The organism is Bordetella sp. MIP270_01_BMS (assembly GCF_054958705.1).
The window spans coordinates 253,757-270,501 of the sequence record NZ_CM143297.1 but is presented as its reverse complement, the minus strand read 5'-3'; the positions used below and the strand labels follow the sequence as shown (position 1 = coordinate 270,501).

The following is a 16,745-nucleotide window of genomic DNA, read 5'->3' as shown; positions in this document are numbered from 1 at the left end:
AATGAGCCCGGCACGCGCCACGCCAGATCCCACGCCTTGCGGACAATCAGCCGCCCTGGAGCTGTTGCGGGCCAACGCTTGCTTCGGCCAGATGGCGCCCGCCGTGCTCGCCGCTTTTGCCAACATCGCGCAATGGCGGCGCCTGGCGCATGGCGAGCTCCTGGCAGCACGGGGCACGCCCGCGCCTGGCGTCGTGCTCATCGTGAAGGGCGCCATACACACCAGTTCCTATTCCGACGACGGCCACGAGTTCGCGCTGTCGATGCTGGAGTTCGACGGTTTGTGGGGGGTGGCGGCGGTACTCGACGGCGGCGGCATGCTGCGCGACAGCCGGGCCTACCAGGAAACGGACATCCTGCTGCTGCCCCGGGCGGCCTTTCTCGGCGTGCTGGCCGATTCACCCGAGCTATATGGCCATTTCGTCACGCTGCTCTGCCGCCGCATACGCACGGCACATGCCATCATCGATGAACTGGCGCTGCGCAGCCTGCCCCAGCGCCTGCCACGGCTGCTGGTCGCCCTGTCGGCCGGACTCACCGCAACCGACAAGGGCATCGCGGTGGCCCAGACGCAGGACGCGCTGGCCAGCCTGCTCGGCGTGTCGCGCCCGGCGGTGAACCGCGAGCTCAAGCAACTGGCAAGCTGGGGGCTGATCGGACTTGGGTATGGAGAAATCTGGGTACGCGACGTGGAAGGGCTGAAACGCCGCTGGCAGGAACAGCCGCCGGCCCGGGCCTAGCCCCGGGCGGGCTACAGGGCCTGTTCGCCGGTTTCACCGGTGCGGATACGTATGGCCTGCTCAACGGGGGTGACGAAAATCTTGCCGTCGCCGATCTTGCCGGTGCGCGCGGCCTTGATCACGGCCTCGATGGCGGGCTCGACCATGTCGTCGGCAAGCACCACCTCGACCCGGATCTTGGGCAGGAAATCGACCACGTATTCGGCGCCGCGGTAGAGTTCGGTGTGCCCCTTCTGGCGCCCGAACCCCTTGACTTCGGTAACCGTCAGGCCGCTGACCCCCACTTCGGCCAGCGCCTCGCGCACTTCGTCGAGCTTGAACGGTTTGATGATGGCAGTGACTTGTTTCACGTTGTTGTGGTCCTGGGAAGTATCGAAAGGCGCAAGCGCGGATCAGAGGGTTTCTCGGAATCCGTTGGTGACAGGATAGCGCCAATCCCGTCCGAAGGCGCGCGGCGTGATCCGCGGCCCCGGCGGCGCCTGGCGTCGCTTGTATTCGTTGATGCGGATAAGGCGCACGACCTGCTCGACCGCTTCGGCGGGGAATCCGGCAGCCACGATTTCGGCGGCCGATTCATTGCGCTCCATATAGCGTTCCATGATGCCGTCGAGAATGTCGTACGGCGGCAGGCTGTCCTGGTCGGTCTGGTCGGGGCGCAGTTCGGCCGAGGGCGGCCGCGTGATGATGCGGCGCGGGATGACCTCATGTTCGCGGTTGCGCCATTCGGCAAGCCGGTACACGAGCGTCTTGGGCACGTCTTTGATGACGGCGTAGCCGCCCGCCATGTCACCATACAGGGTGCAGTACCCGGTGGTGAGTTCGGACTTGTTGCCGGTGGTGAGCACCAGCAGCCCGGTCTTGTTCGACAACGCCATCAGCAGGGTGCCGCGCACGCGCGCCTGGATATTCTCTTCCGTGGCATCGACCGGCAGGCCGGCGAATTGCGGCGCCAGCATGGCCTCGAAGGCATCGACGGCCGAGCCAATGGCGATATCGTCGTGGCGCACGCCCAGGCGCTGGGCCATGTCGGTGGCGTCGGTCTGCGAGATATCTGCCGTATAGCGCGAAGGCATCATGACGGTACGGACGTTCTCGGCGCCCAGCGCATCGACGGCCACTGCCAGCACCACGGCCGAGTCGATGCCGCCCGACAGGCCGATGATGGCCCCTGGAAAGCCGTTCTTGCCCAGGTAATCGCGCACGCCCAGCACCAGCGCGTTCCAGACCTGCTCTTCCAGGCAGTAAGGCGCAACGTCGGCATGACGCGACACGGGACGCACCGATCCGTCGGCGCCCGCCTCGACCACGTTCACGCCTTCGGAATAATCGGGCAGGCGCGCGGCCGGCTGGCCCTGCGCGTCGAGAGCAAAGGAAGCGCCGTCGAATACCAGTTCGTCTTGCCCGCCCACCATGTTCGCGTAGATGACCGCGCAGCCCGTGTCCTGCGCGCAGCGGCGGGCCACGGTCAGCCGTTCATCCTGCTTGCCGGTATTGTAGGGCGACGCGTTGGGCACCAGCAGCACCTGGGCGCCCGCCTGCGCCGCCGCGCGCGGCGCGGGCTCGAACCAGATGTCTTCGCAGATGTTCACGCCAAAACGCACCCCCTTGACCTCGAAAACCAGCGGGTCGTGGGCCGGGGAGAAATAGCGCTGCTCGTCAAAGACCGAATAATTGGGCAGTTCGCGCTTGCAGTAGACGCCCACGGTGCGCCCTTCGCACAGGACGGTGGCGGCGTTGTAGAGCCGGCCATCGCGCGCCAGCACATGGCCCACCAGCAGATGCAGCCCCGCCATGCCGGCGGTGTCCTGACGCAGCTGGTCGAGCGCGGCTTCCTGCGTCTCGACGAAGTGCGGCCGCAGCAGCAGGTCTTCGGGCGGATAGCCGGTCAGCACGAGCTCTGGCGTGACCAGCACGTCGGCCTGCTGGGCATGGGCCGCCTGCGCGGCTTTCAGCACGCGGGCCATGTTGCCCTTGATATCGCCTACGTGGGCATTGATTTGCGCAATTGCAACCCGGGCAGCGCTCATGGAAGACGTTCCAGACTGGTTGGATATAGAAGAAAAATTATCGCATGTCCGCGCGCGTATCGGCGTCCTGCAGCGCGGCGCCCGAGTGGTCCAGGGCGCGCTCGCGAGCCATGTCGCGCCTGAGCGCCTGGCCCAGGCCCTCGCCTACCGCGCCGATATCGGCGCCGGAAGGCTGCTGGTACAGGCGCAGGCCCAGTTCCGGAAGAATCGCGAGCAGGTGGTCGAACACGTCGCCCTGGATACGCTCGTACTCGACCCAGGCCGTGAGCGCGGTAAAACAATAGACCTCGATGGGTATGCCATCGGACTGGGGTTCCATCATGCGCACCATCATTGACATGTCCTGGCGTATCTCGGGGTGGCGCTTCAGATAGGCCAGGGCATAGGCGCGGAACGTACCGATATTGGTCAACCGGCGCCGGTTGGCCGGCAGTTGCGCCAGTTCGGCCTCCAGCGCGCTGTTGGTCTGCTGCAGGTCGGTCTGCTTGGCGGCCAGGTAGTCGTGCAGCAGCCGGAAACGCATCAGGCGCGCGGCTTCGTCGTCCCTCAGAAAGCGCACGCTGGTGGCATCGACCCGCAAGGTGCGCTTGATGCGCCGGCCTCCCGATTCGAACATGTGCCGGTAATTGCGATAGCTTTCCGAGAACAGCTTGTACGTGGGCACCGTGGTGACGGTGTTGTCCCAATTCTGCACTTTCACGGTATGCAGGGCGATATCGCGCACGAAACCATCGGCATTCGATTGCGGCATCTCTATCCAGTCGCCGATGCGCAGCATATCGTTGGACGTGAGCTGGGTGCTGGCCACCAGCGACAGCAGCGTGTCCTTGAACACCAGCAGCAGCACGGCAGAAAGCGCGCCCAGACCGGAGATCATCCATAGCGGCGAGCGGTCGAGCAGTATGGACAGCACCAGCACGGTGCAGATGGCGACCAGCATCAGCTTGCCGATCTGGATATAGCCCTTGATGGAACGGGTCTGCGCCCGCGTGGTGGCCGAATAAGTATCCTGCCAGGCGCTCAGCACGCCGCTCGCCGCCATGAATAGGCAGATCCAGGCCCCGGCGTGCGCCAGCCGCCCCACCACCGCCGCCGCCCGGTCGGCATGCGGCACCAGGCCTATGCCCAGCGAAACCACCGCAAACGGAACGGCATACCAGAAGTTCTGGTACGCGCGCCGCTTGCGCAGCGCCTTGTCCCAATCTTCCCGGCCGGTGAGCACCAGCAACCGATGCGCGCACGCCAGCACGATACGGGCCCCGACCCATTGCGCGACCAGCGCGGTCAGGACCAGCGCGCCAATACCCACCAGTGTCTGTGCCCAGGGCTGGGTAGGCACGTATTCCCCCAACCGGACCACCAGCCGTTCCCATTGCAATGCCACAAGCGGGCTCCCAAGTTTACCTGCATGGATTATCCAACAAGTCGCGGCGGCCGGCCGCCACGACGGCCGTCGGCCCCGGCGCCTGGCCCTATAATCCTTCCATCATGGAAAAAACGCCCTCTCCCGATCAAAACCAGTTTGCCAACAAGGCGCAAGCCTGGTCCGCCCGCTTCTCCGAACCGGTATCCGATCTCGTCAAACGCTACACCGCGTCCGTGGACTTCGACCAGCGCCTCGCGCGCCACGACATCCAGGGTTCGCTGGCTCACGCCGAGATGCTGGCCGCGCAAGGCATCATCCCGTCCCAGGACCTGGCCGATATCCAGCGTGGAATGACCCAGATCCTGTCCGAGATCGATGCCGGCACCTTCCAGTGGCTGCTCGATCTCGAAGACGTGCACCTGAACATCGAGAAGCGCCTGGTCGAGCTGGTGGGCGACGCCGGCAAGCGCCTGCACACGGGGCGCTCGCGCAACGACCAGGTGGCCACCGACATCCGCCTGTGGCTGCGCGACGAAATCGACAACCTCATCCAGCTGCTGCGCAAGTTGCGCCATGCGCTGGCCACCGTGGCGCTCGAAAACGCCGGCACCATCATGCCCGGCTTCACGCACCTGCAGGTGGCGCAGCCGGTCACCTTCGGCCACCACTTGCTGGCTTACGCCGAAATGTTCGGCCGCGACGCCGAGCGCCTGGCCGACTGCCGCAAGCGCGTCAACCGCCTGCCGCTGGGCGCGGCTGCGCTGGCGGGCACCACCTTCCCCATTGACCGCGAGCGCGTGGCCAGGACGCTGGGCTTTGACGGCGTATGCCGAAATTCGCTCGACGCCGTGTCCGACCGCGACTTCGCCATCGAGTTCTGCGCCGCGGCGGCGCTGATCATGACTCACGTGTCGCGCCTGTCCGAAGAGCTGGTGCTCTGGATCAGCCCTCGCGTGGGCTTCATCGACCTGGCCGACCGATTCTGCACGGGCAGCTCCATCATGCCGCAGAAAAAGAACCCCGACGTGCCTGAACTGGCGCGGGGCAAGACCGGACGCGTGAACGGCCACCTGATCGCCCTGCTGACCCTGATGAAAGGCCAGCCGCTGGCCTACAACAAAGACAACCAGGAAGACAAAGAGGGGCTGTTCGACACGGTGGATACCGTGCGCGACACGCTGACCATCTTTGCCGACATGGCCGGCGGCATCAAGGTCAAGGCGGAAAACATGCGCGCGGCCGCATTGCAAGGCTATGCCACCGCCACCGACCTGGCCGACTACCTGGTCAAGCAGGGCGTACCCTTCCGCGACGCGCACGAGGTCGTGGCGCACGCCGTGCGCGACTGCGAGCAGCGCGGTTGCGACCTTGCCGACCTGCCGTTGGCCGACCTCAAGGCCTACCACCCCACCATCGGCGACGACGTGCACAGCGTGCTGACGCTCGAGGGTTCGGTGGCGGCGCGCAAGCATATCGGCGGCACCGCGCCAGATCGGGTGCGTGAAGAAGCCGAACGGGTGCTGCGCGAAACCGCCTGACCTCGGCCAGACCGTGCAGCCCCGTCGCCGGCAGGCGCCGGGGCTGCCGGCCTCTTTCTTGCTATTCGTTATTACTCGCCCGTCCACTCGGTGACGAATTGGCGATAATCCGGCCGCTCGGCCGGCGGCACGGCGCAAGCCGGCGTGCCTATCGCCAGAAAGCCCAGAAAGCGATAGTCCAGCGCATCAAGACCCAGGGCCTCCTGCACTTCGTCCAGGTAGGTGCCCATGCCGGTGCTCCAGAAGGCGCCGTAGCCGAGCATGTGTACCGCATTCAAAATGTTCATCACCGAGGCGCCGGTGGCGAGCAATTGCTCTTGCTCAGGCACTTTGGGGTTGTCGTGGTCGATTTTCTGCGCCAGCCCCACGAACAAGGGCACTTCGCTCATCCATTGCCGCACAGATTTTTCTTTTTCCGGCGTCATGCGCTGATCGCCGCTGCGCTTGACGGCGCCCAGCGCCATGTCGGCCAGCCGTCCAATGGCTTCGCCGCGAATCAGTACGAAACGCCAGGGCCTCAATCTGCCGTGATCGGGCGCGCTCATGCCGGCCTGCAGGATCTGGTCCAGCTCTTCCTGCTTGGGCGCGGGCGCTCGCAGGAATTTGACGGAACGGCGGGAAGTCAGGGCATGCAAAGGAGATACAGTCATGGCAGCGAGGTGGTTTGGCAATCTCTAGTCGAGAAACATTCTCATTATATGCGGGCATGCCCGCGGCCGGTCGCAATCCCGGGCGCGGCGCAAGGTCGTCGGAGTTCAACTCAGATGGGTGTGGCGCTCGGGACGCTCCTCTACCTGCATTTCCGACAGGCCATGCAAAATGCCGCAGTCGTCGGCGTCCGGACGTGCGGACAGGCAACGCCGCCGCAAATCGGCCAATTGGGTTTTCAACTGGGTAAGTTCGGCAATGCGCGCGTCGACGTGGGCGATATGTTCGTCGAACAGCTCATTGATAGGCCCGCAGCCCGCCCCATGATGGTCGGCCAGCTGCAATATGGCCCGGATCTCTTCGTGCGTCATGTCCAGGGCGCGGCAATTGCGCACCAGCCTCAGCCGCTCGAGATGCTGGGCTCCGTAGCTACGGTAATTGTTCAGGCCGCGCCCCGGCTCGGGCAGAAGGCCCTCTTTCTCGTAATAACGCACGGTTTCGACGCTGGTGCCGGCCGCTTTGGCGAGTTCGCCGATTTTCATGGCTCCCTCCAGTAAACCTGCGCACCGGGAAATCCGGGCGCCTTGACCCTATAGTAACTCCAGGGTGTGCAATCGTGGGGTCATTCGGCCTTCCCGGAACTCGCCCCATGCCGACATTCGCCTCCAAGACCGCTACGTGCTGTGCCCGCGAGCACGGCGCCGCCGCTGTCCGCGAGGGTCACGACCCTTGCCACAGCCATCACGAGCTTGCGCACGATGATGGTCACCACGACCACAACCACGACCATGCGCACGGGCCCGACTGCGGCCATGCGCATGGTGGCGGCGAATTGCCAGGCGGCGCTCCGGATCTGCAGGCTGGCCCCGGGCAGCAACGGTCTCGCATCCGCATCGGCCAAATGGATTGCCCTACCGAAGAAGCGCTCATCCGCAAGAAGCTGGCCAGCCTGACGGGCGTAGGCGACACGCATTTCAACCTGATGCAGCGCGTACTGACAGTGGTGCATGCCGACGGCGCGCTCGAGTCGGTGGTGCGCGCCATCCGATCGCTGGACATGACGCCGGAAGTATTGGCCGAACGCGAAGACGCGAACCTGCCTGCGCCCGCCGCCGCGCCGCGCCGCGCGCGATACCTGCTGGCCGCGGCCGGCGTGCTGGCCGCCCTGTCGGAAGCCGCCCACTTCGCAGCCTGGCCGGCAAGCGTGCCCGCCGTGCTTGCCATCGCTTCCATCCTGGCGTGCGGGATGGGTACCTACCGCAAGGGCTGGATTGCCGTGCGCAATGGCAACCTGAACATCAATGCCCTGATGAGCATCGCCGTCACTGGCGCGCTGCTGATCGGTCAGTGGCCCGAGGCAGCCATGGTCATGTTCCTGTTCAATGTGGCGGAACTGATCGAGGCACGTTCGCTGGACCGCGCACGCAACGCCGTGCGCAACTTGCTCGACCTGGCGCCGCAGGTGGCCAGTGTGCGCCAGGCCGACGGCACGTGGATGGAAGTGCCGGTGTCGCGATTGCGTCATGGGGACCGGGTGCGAGTGCGCCCAGGCGAACGCATTGCAGCCGACGGCACCATCGCCGAAGGCAGCTCCTCCGTTGACCAGTCCGCCATTACGGGCGAGAGCCTGCCCGTCGACAAAACCGTGGGCGACCTGGTTTACGCGGGCACGGTGAACGCGCACGGAGCCTTCGACTATCGCGTGACGGCTGCGGCGGGCGATACGACCCTGGCGCGCATCATTCGCGCGGTGGAGCAAGCTCAGGGCGCGCGAGCGCCGACGCAGCGCTTCATCGACCGCTTCTCGCGCATCTATACCCCCGTGGTGGTCGTTCTGGCCGTGCTGGTGGCCGTGGCGCCGCCGCTGCTGTGGAGCCAGCCCTGGCTGGATGCGCTGTACCGCGCCTTGGCGCTGCTGATCATCGCGTGTCCTTGCGCGCTGGTCATCTCCACGCCTGTGAGCATCGTCAGCGGACTGACCGCGGCCGCGCGCCGCGGCATTCTGATCAAGGGTGGGGTTTACCTGGAAGAAGGACGCAAGCTGCACTGGCTGGCCTTGGACAAAACCGGAACGTTAACGCATGGCAAGCCGGTCTGCACCGACTTCCAGCAACTGTCCGAGCGGCCGGGTCCGTCCGCCGCGTTGCTGGCGGCCAGCCTGGCAGGCCGTTCCGATCACCCGGTGTCGCGCGCGGTCGCGCAGGCGCCCGGCATGGCGGCCGCCTCCGATCTGCTGGACGTACAGGACTTCGTTGCCCTGCCCGGCCGGGGCGTGCGTGGCCGCATCGGTGAAGCCACGCTGCACCTGGGCAACCTGCGGCTGATGCGCGAACTGGGCGTGGCCACGCCCGACCTGCAGGCTCGCATGCAGGCTTATGAAGCCCGCGGGCAGACGGCCATTGCGCTGTGCGACGGCCAGGGTGCGCTGGCGGTGGCCGCGGTGGCCGACACTCTCAAGCCGGGCAGCGCCTCGGCCGTATCCGATCTGCACGAACTCGGTGTTCGCACCATGATGCTCACCGGCGATAACGAACGCGCCGCCCGCGCGGTGGCGCAGCAGGCCGGCATCGACGAAGCCCATGGCGATCTGCTGCCTGATGACAAACTGCGGGCCGTGCAGGCCAAACTCGGCAGCGGCGGCAAAGTCGGCATGGTGGGCGATGGCATCAACGACGCCCCGGCGCTGGCGCGTGCCGACATCGGTTTCGCCATGGGCGCGGCCGGCACGGGGGCCGCCATCGAAACGGCCGACGTGGCGCTCATGGATGACGACCTGCGCAAGATCGGGCAGTTCGTCCGGCTTTCGCGCGCCACCCATCGCATTCTGGTGCAGAACATCGCCCTGGCGCTGGGCATCAAGGCTGTCTTTCTGGTGTTGGCGGCCACGGGACACGCCACGCTGTGGATGGCGGTCTTCGCCGATGTGGGCGCCAGCCTGCTGGTGGTGGCCAACGGGCTGCGCCTGCTTCGCGCCCGCTGATGCGGGCCATGACGTTCAGCGGCGCCGGGAGCACAGACGCCGTCCCTCCGAAGCAAGCGCCGGTTCGCGCACTCTGCCCGGGCTTCGGTGCGCCTCATTACCAAAAGAAATAATCTTAAGATCGCTCATGCTTTGTGGAAAAATAGGCGGCTTGTTACAGTGCCCTATTCCTGCGGCGGGCGGCTCACAAGGCCGCTTTTGCTTGCGTGTCGACACCCACTGGAGCATGACATGAAACCCTTACGCTCGATTCTGCTGGCCGGACTGCTGCCTCTTACCGTAGCCGTCGGCGCCCACGCTCAGGACGATCTCGCCGCCATCAAGTCAGCCGGCGTCTTCAAGATCGGCACCGAAGGCACTTACGCCCCCTTCACCTACCACGACGCATCGGGCGCCCTGACCGGCTTCGACGTCGAGATCGGGCGCGCGATTGCCGACAAGCTGGGGGTCAAGGCCGAATTCGTGGAAGGCAAGTGGGACGGCCTGATTGCGGGCCTGGACGTCAAACGCTATGACGCGGTCATCAACCAGGTGGGCATTACCGACGCCCGCAAGGCCAAATACGATTTTTCCGACCCCTACATCGCATCGCAGGCCGTACTGATCGTCCGCGACGACAACACTGCCATCAAGAGCTTCGACGACCTGAAGGGCAAGCGCTCGGCCAACACGCTGACCAGCAACTTCGGCAAGCTCGCGCAGAAGTACGGCGCCCAGGTCGTGGCGGTACAGGGATTCAATGAAAGCATCGACCTGCTGACTTCGGGCCGTGTCGACGCCACCATCAACGACAACCTGTCGTTCCTGGATTTCAAGAAGCACAAGCCCGCCGCGAAGGTCAAGGTGGTGGACAGCGACAAGAGCGCTGAATTCAGCGAATCGGGCGTGCTCATCCGCAAGGGCAACCCCGAACTGCAGAGCGCCATCAACAAGGCGCTTGCCGACATCAAGTCGGATGGCACGTACAAGACGATTTCGGTGAAGTACTTCGGCACCGACCTGTCCACGCAGTAAACCTGTACGGCGCATTGCGCGCCGTGCCCCCCTCGACACCAAGGAAGCTCCGCCATCGTGCCCGCCTGGCTGCAGTTGATGATCGATTCGTTCTGGCCTCTGCTGCACGCAGGGCTGGTGTTCACCGTACCTTTGGCCTTGTTGTCATTCGCCGCGGGCCTGGTGCTGGCTTTCGTGGTGGCGATCATCCGCCTCTTCGGACCGGCACCGCTGGTGGCCGTGGTGCGCTTCTATGTATGGCTCATACGTGGCACGCCGCTGCTGGTGCAGCTGTTCGTCATCTTCTACGGCCTGCCCAGCGCGGGCATTGTGCTGGACCCCCTGCCCGCCGCCCTGATCGGATTCACCCTGAACGTGGGGGCATACAACTCTGAAGTCATCCGCGGGGCCATCGAGTCGATTTCCAAGGGCCAATGGGAAGCCGCCTATTCGCTCAGCATGACCCGTGGCCAGGCCATGCGGCGCACGGTCCTGCCCCAGGCTGCACGCGTCGCAGTCCCGCCCCTGGCCAACTCATTCATATCGCTCGTGAAGGACACCTCGTTGGCCGCCGTACTGACCGTGCCGGAAATCTTCCAGGCCGCCCAGCGCATCGCCGCCGTGACCTACGAGCCGCTTATCCTGTATACCGAGGCCGCCTTGATCTACCTGGTGTTCTGCTCGGTGCTGTCCGCCGCGCAAGTGCGGCTTGAGCGCCGTTTCGGCCAGCATGCGGTCTTTTCCGAGGGCAACCGATGATCGCGCTCACGCAGATCGACAAATTCTTCGGCGGCCATCATGTTCTGGACAAGGTCGATGTCGTCATCCCTGAAGGCTCGGTGACCGCGCTGATCGGGCCTTCGGGCAGCGGCAAGAGCACCCTGCTGCGCTGCGTGAACCTGTTGGAAGTGCCCGACGGCGGCACCTTGCAGCTGGGCAGCGAGACCCTGCATTTCGAGGCCCGCCGCAAGCCCGCGCGCGACGCCGTGCAGCGCGTGCGCAAGCAGACCGGCATGGTGTTCCAGAACTTCCAGCTGTTTCCTCACCAGACCGTGATCGACAACGTCATGGAAGGCCTGGTCACCGTGCAGAAATGGCCGCGTGCGCGGGCCCGCGAGCGCGCGCTGGAATTGCTGGGCAAAGTCGGCATGCAGGCAAAAGCCGACGCCTGGCCGCTCAATCTGTCCGGAGGGCAGCAGCAGCGGGTGGCCATTGCGCGCGCACTCGCCCCGTCGCCGCGCGTGCTGCTGTGCGACGAGCCCACCTCGGCGCTCGATCCGGGGCTGGCGGCCGAGGTCGTGGATGTGCTCAAGCAACTGGCCAGCGAAGGCATGACCATGCTGATGGCGACACACGACCTGCGCCTGGCTGCCGCCATCTCGCGCAATGCGGTATTCCTGCAGGACGGGCGAGTCGTCGAATCGGGCCCGTCGGCCCAGCTGTTCGGCCGGCCCCGCGACGCACGCACCGCGGCGTTCATTTCGACGCTGTCGCAATAGCTTGTTCACGACACCCAAGTAGCCGAGCCAGGGCAACGCGCTGCCCGAGGCCGAGGGCGTGCATTGATTCGTGAACCGGGGGGCATGGCGGCGGCCGCACCGCCCATCCGGATGGGCGTGGCGTCCCGCCACGCCGCGTACAGCGCGGCCTAGTTCACCTTCGCGCCGGATCGGCGCACCAGGTCGGACCACTTGGCCATCTCGGCTTGCTGGAAGCTCGCCAGATCGCGTGTTGATTCACCGCCCTGCTCCACGCCCTGGCTGCTCAGACGTTTGAGCACCTCTGGGTCGCTCAGGGCCTGCTGCGCCGCCTTGCGCAACGTGGCGAGCACGGGCTCGGGCGTCGCCGCAGGCGCATACAACATGAACCAGGCCACCAGGTCGAAATCGCTGCCCGTCTGCTCGGCGATGCTGGGCACATCGGGCGCCGCCTTGCTGCGCGCCGCGCTGGACACACCCAGGGCACGCAGCTTGCCGGCCTGGATGTGCGGCAATACGGCTGCGGGGTGATAGAACATGAATTGCACCTGGCCCGACATGACGTCCGAAACGGCCAGCCCGCCTTCCTTGTAGGGGACATGCAGCATTTCCCCGCCCAGCCGGGCCTTGAGCAGCTCGCCGGCCAGGTGACCCGACGTGCCGCTGCCGGCTGAAGCGAACGCCACGCCCGGCGACTTGCCGGCGGCCGCAGCCAATTCCTTCAGCGACTGGATGCCCGAACCGGTGCCGGTGACCAGGAATGTCGGCGTCTGTCCGACGAAGGCCACGGGTGCGAAATCCTTCACCGGATCGTAGCCCGGGTTCTTGTACAGCGCCTGGTTGATGGCGTGTGTGCCCACCGTTCCCATTACCAGCGTATAGCCGTCGGGCGCGGCGCGTGCGACCTGCGACGTGCCGATGGTGCCGCCGCCGCCCGCCTTGTTTTCCACCACGACCTGCTGCCCCAGTGCCTTGCCCAGCGCCTCGGCGATGACGCGCGCGATGGTGTCCGTCGTCGTCCCGGGCCCGAAGGGCACCACCATGCGTACCGAGCGGTCGGGGTAGGTGGAAGCCTGGGCGGGCATGCCGGCCAGGCTCGCGGCCGCAGCCAGCATGGCGCCCAGCAGGCTGCGGCGCAGCCGCGAGTGGTGGAACAAGGGGGTAAGGCGTTTCATGGTTGTCTCTCCTGTATTGATATTGAATGCGCGCCCTTCCGGGCGCGTGGGCCGGCAGCGCTATGGACGCGCTTTCCCGAACCCTGGGGGTACCTCACCTTGGTATTGCACTTCGCGCGTCGCCTGGTACGACAGCGCAAACCCAATCGGCATCTCCTGCTCTTCCGTCAGGTGGGCGATCAATCCGGCGGCGCGCGCAAGTATCGGCACCCCCTTCAGGGCTGGCAAGGGGAAACCGATGCCCAGCAACACGGCGGGGATGGCGGCAGACACGTTCAGTCGCAGATCCTTGCCCACGACGTCGGGAATCACCTGCTCTACCGCCTCGGCGATCGCCACGTACTGCATACCAGCCCCGCTCTCGCGCGCCACCTCGAACAAGCGCGCCACTCGCGGATCCCGGGCCTTGTGCAAGGGGTGCCCGTAACCCGGGATGGCGCGGCGCACGGCGCGGTATTCCCCCACGACGGCCCGCGCGGCGCCGACGACATCGCCGCCCGGCCCGGCCCGCGACTCGATCTCATGGAACAGCCGGCCGGCCGTTTCCGACGCGCCCAGGATCACCGAACCGCAGCCGAGAATGCCTGCCGCCACCGCGCCCTGCAGCGCATCCGGCGCCGCCGCCAGCGTCATGCGGCTGGCTTGCACGCTGGGCACCAGCCCATGCTCGGCGATGGCCACCAGGGTCGCATTCAGCACCGCGCTGGCCGGGGCATCGGGGCGGCGTCCCGTCACCAGCAGGTAGAAATAATCGCCGAATGGCATCTTGCCGATGAGGTCCTGGCACAAGTCCGCGCCGCGTACCACGATCGTGTGTTCGTCAGACGTGCAGATCGCGGTGCGAGGCACGGTTTCCTTGCCGATTTTCATGGTTCGTTTCCTTCGAGAAGTTGCTGCGGACTCACAGCGCCTGGCTGGCGCGCAATTCAGCCCGTATTTCATCGTTGTGCTCGCCCAGTTCGGGCGGCGGCTGCACCTGCGTTGGAAGTTCGCCATCGAAGGATACGGGCGAGCGCACCGTCTTCCACGGACCACGGGTGGGATGCATGCCTTCGATTTCGATCTTCAGGTGACGCGCCTGCGGGTCCTGCAGGGCTTCGCTGGTGTCGTACATCGGCGCATGCGGCACGTCCTGCGCCTGCAGGCGCGCGCACCATTCTTTCCTGTCGCGGCTGGCGAAGATGCCGCCCAGCAGCTCGATGAGCTGGTCCTGGTGGGCTATGCGGCCTTCGCGCGTCGCGAACCGCGCGTCATCGAAAATGTCCGGCATGTCGATGGCCTGGGCCAGGCCGCGCCAGAATTTTTCGGGCGATGACATGTGCAATGCCACCCATTTGCCATCGGCGCAGCGCAAGGTGTACGACTGCGAAACGCTCGGACGGCTGTATGGCCCCATGACCTCGCCTTCCGAAAAGAGGTGGGTGAACGCATCCAGGTTGAAGTGGCACATGGCCTCGAGCATCGACACGTCGACGCGCCGGCCCACGCCGGTGCGCGCCCGTTCCACCAGCGCGCCGAGAATGCCGTAGGCCGCGTAGAACCCCGTCAACGCATCCGCGATCGCCGGACCCACTACGCGCGGGTTGGCCGGATTGACCAATAAATTCAGGAAGCCACTGGCCGCCTGCGCAACCGTGTCGTAGGCGGGCCTGGCCGCCGCGGGCCCGGTTTGCCCGAAGCCGCTGATCGCGCAATAGACCAGCCGTGGATTCAATTGCCTCAACCGGGCCTCGCCGGCCCCCAGCCGTTCGGCGGTGCCCGGCCGGAAGTTCTGAATATAGACATCGGCGCGCCGAATCAGGGCGTCGAATACCTGCGCGTCGTCGGGGTCGCGGGCATCCAGTTCAATGCTGCGCTTGTTGCGGTTGTAGGTCTGGTAGTGCGGGCTATAAAGCCCGCCCTTGAAAGCCCGGAACGGATCACCCGTGCGCGGCTGTTCAACCTTGATGACATCGGCCCCCAGGTCCGCCAGCATCATGCCGGCAGCGGGGCCGGTGATGAATGTGCCCTGCTCGATGACCTGGATGCCTTCCAATACTTTTCCCATATGGGCTCCCGCAGCATGATTCTGTGTTGCCGCAAGACTAGCGAGTGCTGACAAATGATGGAAATGATTAATTTCTTCACATATCATTGATGCCATCGATCAATATGGCGTTACCATGGAATTGCGACACCTGCGATATTTCATCGCTCTGGCGGGCTCCTTGAACTTCACGCGTGCCGCCGAACGCGTGCACGTCACGCAGTCCACGCTGTCGCACCAGATCCGGCAGCTCGAAGACGAAATCGGGCAGCCGCTGTTCGACCGCGTGGGCAAGCGGGTGGTCATTACCGCGGCGGGCGAGACCTTTCTAGACTACGCCACGCGCGCGCTGCGCGAGATCGACCAGGGTCTGAGCGAACTGAAGCAAAGCAGCGCCTCGATGACCGGCGAACTTCGCATGGGAACCACCCATACGTTCAACCAGAGTTTCATACCCGATTGCGTCGCCCGATTCCTGCAGCACCATCCCACGGTGCAGGTCATCATCGACGAGCTGGCGGCGGACACCATCGCGGCACGGCTGGAAACAGGCCAACTGGATCTGGGGGTGGCGTATAGGCCGGAGTCGAACAGCAGCCTGCGCTTCGAGCCGCTGTTCAATGAAGAGCTTTTGCTGGTGGTGTCGGCCTCGCACCCATTGGCCTCGCGCAAACGCCTGCGCATGATCGAGCTGCACCGCGAACCGATGGTGCTGTTGCCAGCCAGTTTCTCCACCCGCCGCCTGCTTGATGAGTGTTTTGCCGCGGCGGGCGCCGAGCCCAGCGTGGTTGCCGAAACCAACACCATTGCCGCCATGCTGGGCATGGTGGCGCGCCTGCCCATTGCGGCGATCGCCGCGCGCAGCGCCGTTGCGCCCGATTCAGCCCTGCGCCTGATCCCGATGGAGAGCCCGACGCCCATGCGTACGCCCGGCCTGTTGTTCAACCCCGCATTACCGCAGAGCCGGGCTGGCCGCGCATTCGCGGGCCTGTTGCGCAAACATGCCATGGGTAGCGGGATGGGTGCAGCACCTGCACGGGCCTGATCGCGAATGGCAGATCCGCCGGCCGCGCGCCAGGGGCCGGCGAGCGCCGGACAAAATCAAAAGGCCGGCCCACTGTTTCAGCGGAGCCGGCCCGTCTTGCCAGGTTGCAGCCGTCGCTATGAGACGGCGCGGATTCAGATCACCTGAATCTGGGTTGCGCAGGGGCCTTTGGCGCCCTGACCTGCAACGAACGACACTCGTTGGTTTTCTTCGAGCGTTTTGTGTCCGCTGCCTTGAATTTCGCTGTAGTGCGCGAAAAGGTCCTTACCGCCGAGCTCGGGCATGATAAAGCCGAAGCCCTTGTCGTTGTTGAACCACTTCACGATACCGGTTTCTGTCTTCAATGTAGATCCTAAAATTTAATCAGGGGAAACATCCCCTCCGACACTATGGGGGGCTGGGCGGATTAAAGATATGCATGTTTCTAATTGACACATATCGGCGCGCCAACCCAGGGGCGCATCGCGCGCTGCGACGCATTACCAGTTGCGGGCAGGCGAGGCGAGCCACGGGGTATCATCTGCCCTGCCCGGCGCCCTTGCGCCACCCGCCTGGGCGCCTGGTCGCCCCACCTGGGTGGCATGTTGTGCCCCACCCTGCAAATACCGCCCGCAACCCAGCTCCGGCCAGGGCGTTGGAATAGTCATGCAATTAGCCACCTGGAATCTACACTACATTCATTCCAGATCACGCGGGTTCATCCTGATTCATCAAGGTACACCGGAAAGCT

Annotated in this window: 16 protein-coding genes; 7 read left to right on the top strand and 9 right to left on the bottom strand. The window is 65.3% G+C overall.

What is annotated here, in order from left to right:
- The first annotated feature begins 1 nt into the window (after position 1).
- Positions 2–739: a Crp/Fnr family transcriptional regulator gene (locus ACV17W_RS01325; protein ID WP_462596422.1), complete on the top strand. Its 738-nt coding sequence runs from the start codon at positions 2–4 to the stop codon at positions 737–739.
- Positions 740–750: 11 nt separating this feature from the next.
- Here the strand turns inward: ACV17W_RS01325 and ACV17W_RS01320 are convergent, their stop codons facing one another.
- From ACV17W_RS01320 to ACV17W_RS01310, 3 genes are read right to left on the bottom strand one after another with little or no spacing between them, the layout of a single operon-like run.
- Positions 751–1,089, bottom strand: coding sequence for a P-II family nitrogen regulator (locus ACV17W_RS01320; RefSeq protein ID WP_026639714.1), 339 nt, complete (start codon positions 1,087–1,089; stop codon positions 751–753).
- Positions 1,090–1,131: 42 nt separating this feature from the next.
- Positions 1,132–2,766 (bottom strand): NAD+ synthase, encoded by a 1,635-nt coding sequence (locus ACV17W_RS01315; protein WP_462594665.1) that lies wholly within the window; start codon positions 2,764–2,766, stop codon positions 1,132–1,134.
- 37 nt (positions 2,767–2,803) lie between these two features.
- The gene (locus ACV17W_RS01310; RefSeq protein ID WP_462596421.1) at positions 2,804–4,144 is read right to left on the bottom strand and encodes a mechanosensitive ion channel family protein; all 1,341 of its coding nucleotides are present in this window, start codon (positions 4,142–4,144) and stop codon (positions 2,804–2,806) included.
- A gap of 110 nt (positions 4,145–4,254) precedes the next feature.
- Here ACV17W_RS01310 and argH point away from each other — a divergent pair, with 110 nt between their 5' ends.
- Positions 4,255–5,670: an argininosuccinate lyase gene (gene argH / locus ACV17W_RS01305; RefSeq protein ID WP_462594664.1), complete on the top strand. Its 1,416-nt coding sequence runs from the start codon at positions 4,255–4,257 to the stop codon at positions 5,668–5,670.
- Positions 5,671–5,741: 71 nt separating this feature from the next.
- Here the strand turns inward: argH and ACV17W_RS01300 are convergent, their stop codons facing one another.
- Positions 5,742–6,320 carry a nitroreductase family protein gene (locus ACV17W_RS01300; RefSeq protein ID WP_462594663.1) on the bottom strand — a complete coding sequence of 193 codons (579 nt, stop codon included), beginning with the start codon at positions 6,318–6,320 and terminating at the stop codon, positions 5,742–5,744.
- A 105-nt stretch (positions 6,321–6,425) separates the two neighbouring features.
- Positions 6,426–6,860 (bottom strand): Cd(II)/Pb(II)-responsive transcriptional regulator, encoded by a 435-nt coding sequence (gene cadR, locus ACV17W_RS01295; RefSeq protein WP_462594662.1) that lies wholly within the window; start codon positions 6,858–6,860, stop codon positions 6,426–6,428.
- A gap of 107 nt (positions 6,861–6,967) precedes the next feature.
- On the opposite strand from cadR, the gene ACV17W_RS01290 reads away from it, so the two are divergent.
- The 4 genes from ACV17W_RS01290 (at position 6,968) to ACV17W_RS01275 (ending at position 11,790) form a co-directional block, all read left to right on the top strand.
- The gene (locus ACV17W_RS01290) at positions 6,968–9,298 is read left to right on the top strand and encodes a heavy metal translocating P-type ATPase (protein WP_462594661.1); all 2,331 of its coding nucleotides are present in this window, start codon (positions 6,968–6,970) and stop codon (positions 9,296–9,298) included.
- Positions 9,299–9,529: 231 nt separating this feature from the next.
- Positions 9,530–10,312 (top strand): amino acid ABC transporter substrate-binding protein, encoded by a 783-nt coding sequence (locus tag ACV17W_RS01285; RefSeq protein ID WP_462594660.1) that lies wholly within the window; start codon positions 9,530–9,532, stop codon positions 10,310–10,312.
- A gap of 57 nt (positions 10,313–10,369) precedes the next feature.
- Positions 10,370–11,050 (top strand): amino acid ABC transporter permease, encoded by a 681-nt coding sequence (locus tag ACV17W_RS01280; RefSeq protein WP_462594659.1) that lies wholly within the window; start codon positions 10,370–10,372, stop codon positions 11,048–11,050.
- Entirely contained in the window at positions 11,047–11,790 is a 744-nt protein-coding gene (locus ACV17W_RS01275) for an amino acid ABC transporter ATP-binding protein (RefSeq protein ID WP_462594658.1), read from the top strand. Before ACV17W_RS01280 ends, ACV17W_RS01275 begins: the two co-directional genes overlap by 4 nt.
- A gap of 149 nt (positions 11,791–11,939) precedes the next feature.
- Here ACV17W_RS01275 and ACV17W_RS01270 read toward each other — a convergent pair whose 3' ends face one another.
- The 3 genes from ACV17W_RS01270 to ACV17W_RS01260 are packed head-to-tail and all read right to left on the bottom strand — an operon-like array spanning position 11,940 to position 14,991.
- Entirely contained in the window at positions 11,940–12,944 is a 1,005-nt protein-coding gene (locus ACV17W_RS01270; RefSeq protein ID WP_462594657.1) for a Bug family tripartite tricarboxylate transporter substrate binding protein, read from the bottom strand.
- Between the two features lie 60 nt (positions 12,945–13,004).
- On the bottom strand, positions 13,005–13,814 hold the full coding sequence (locus ACV17W_RS01265; protein WP_462594656.1) for a citryl-CoA lyase: 810 nt from the start codon (positions 13,812–13,814) through the stop codon (positions 13,005–13,007).
- Between the two features lie 31 nt (positions 13,815–13,845).
- Positions 13,846–14,991, bottom strand: a complete 1,146-nt coding sequence (locus ACV17W_RS01260; RefSeq protein ID WP_462594655.1) for a CaiB/BaiF CoA transferase family protein — start codon at positions 14,989–14,991, stop codon at positions 13,846–13,848.
- Between the two features lie 115 nt (positions 14,992–15,106).
- Here ACV17W_RS01260 and ACV17W_RS01255 point away from each other — a divergent pair, with 115 nt between their 5' ends.
- A complete protein-coding gene (locus ACV17W_RS01255; protein WP_462594654.1) occupies positions 15,107–16,015 on the top strand; it encodes a LysR substrate-binding domain-containing protein in 909 nt (302 codons plus the stop codon).
- A 134-nt stretch (positions 16,016–16,149) separates the two neighbouring features.
- On the opposite strand, the gene ACV17W_RS01250 is transcribed toward ACV17W_RS01255, so the two are convergent.
- Entirely contained in the window at positions 16,150–16,359 is a 210-nt protein-coding gene (locus ACV17W_RS01250) for a cold-shock protein (RefSeq protein ID WP_462594653.1), read from the bottom strand.
- Between the last annotated feature and the right edge of the window lie 386 nt (positions 16,360–16,745).

Coding starts and splice junctions, on each gene's coding strand:
- ACV17W_RS01300 (WP_462594663.1), bottom strand. CDS start 6,320: ATGACTGTATCTCCTTTGCATGCCCTGACTTCCCGCCGTTCCGTCAAA.
- ACV17W_RS01275 (WP_462594658.1), top strand. CDS start 11,047: ATGATCGCGCTCACGCAGATCGACAAATTCTTCGGCGGCCATCATGTT.
- ACV17W_RS01255 (WP_462594654.1), top strand. CDS start 15,107: ATGGAATTGCGACACCTGCGATATTTCATCGCTCTGGCGGGCTCCTTG.
- argH (WP_462594664.1), top strand. CDS start 4,255: ATGGAAAAAACGCCCTCTCCCGATCAAAACCAGTTTGCCAACAAGGCG.
- ACV17W_RS01285 (WP_462594660.1), top strand. CDS start 9,530: ATGAAACCCTTACGCTCGATTCTGCTGGCCGGACTGCTGCCTCTTACC.
- ACV17W_RS01325 (WP_462596422.1), top strand. CDS start 2: ATGAGCCCGGCACGCGCCACGCCAGATCCCACGCCTTGCGGACAATCA.
- ACV17W_RS01315 (WP_462594665.1), bottom strand. CDS start 2,766: ATGAGCGCTGCCCGGGTTGCAATTGCGCAAATCAATGCCCACGTAGGC.
- ACV17W_RS01265 (WP_462594656.1), bottom strand. CDS start 13,814: ATGAAAATCGGCAAGGAAACCGTGCCTCGCACCGCGATCTGCACGTCT.
- cadR (WP_462594662.1), bottom strand. CDS start 6,860: ATGAAAATCGGCGAACTCGCCAAAGCGGCCGGCACCAGCGTCGAAACC.
- ACV17W_RS01260 (WP_462594655.1), bottom strand. CDS start 14,991: ATGGGAAAAGTATTGGAAGGCATCCAGGTCATCGAGCAGGGCACATTC.
- ACV17W_RS01270 (WP_462594657.1), bottom strand. CDS start 12,944: ATGAAACGCCTTACCCCCTTGTTCCACCACTCGCGGCTGCGCCGCAGC.
- ACV17W_RS01290 (WP_462594661.1), top strand. CDS start 6,968: ATGCCGACATTCGCCTCCAAGACCGCTACGTGCTGTGCCCGCGAGCAC.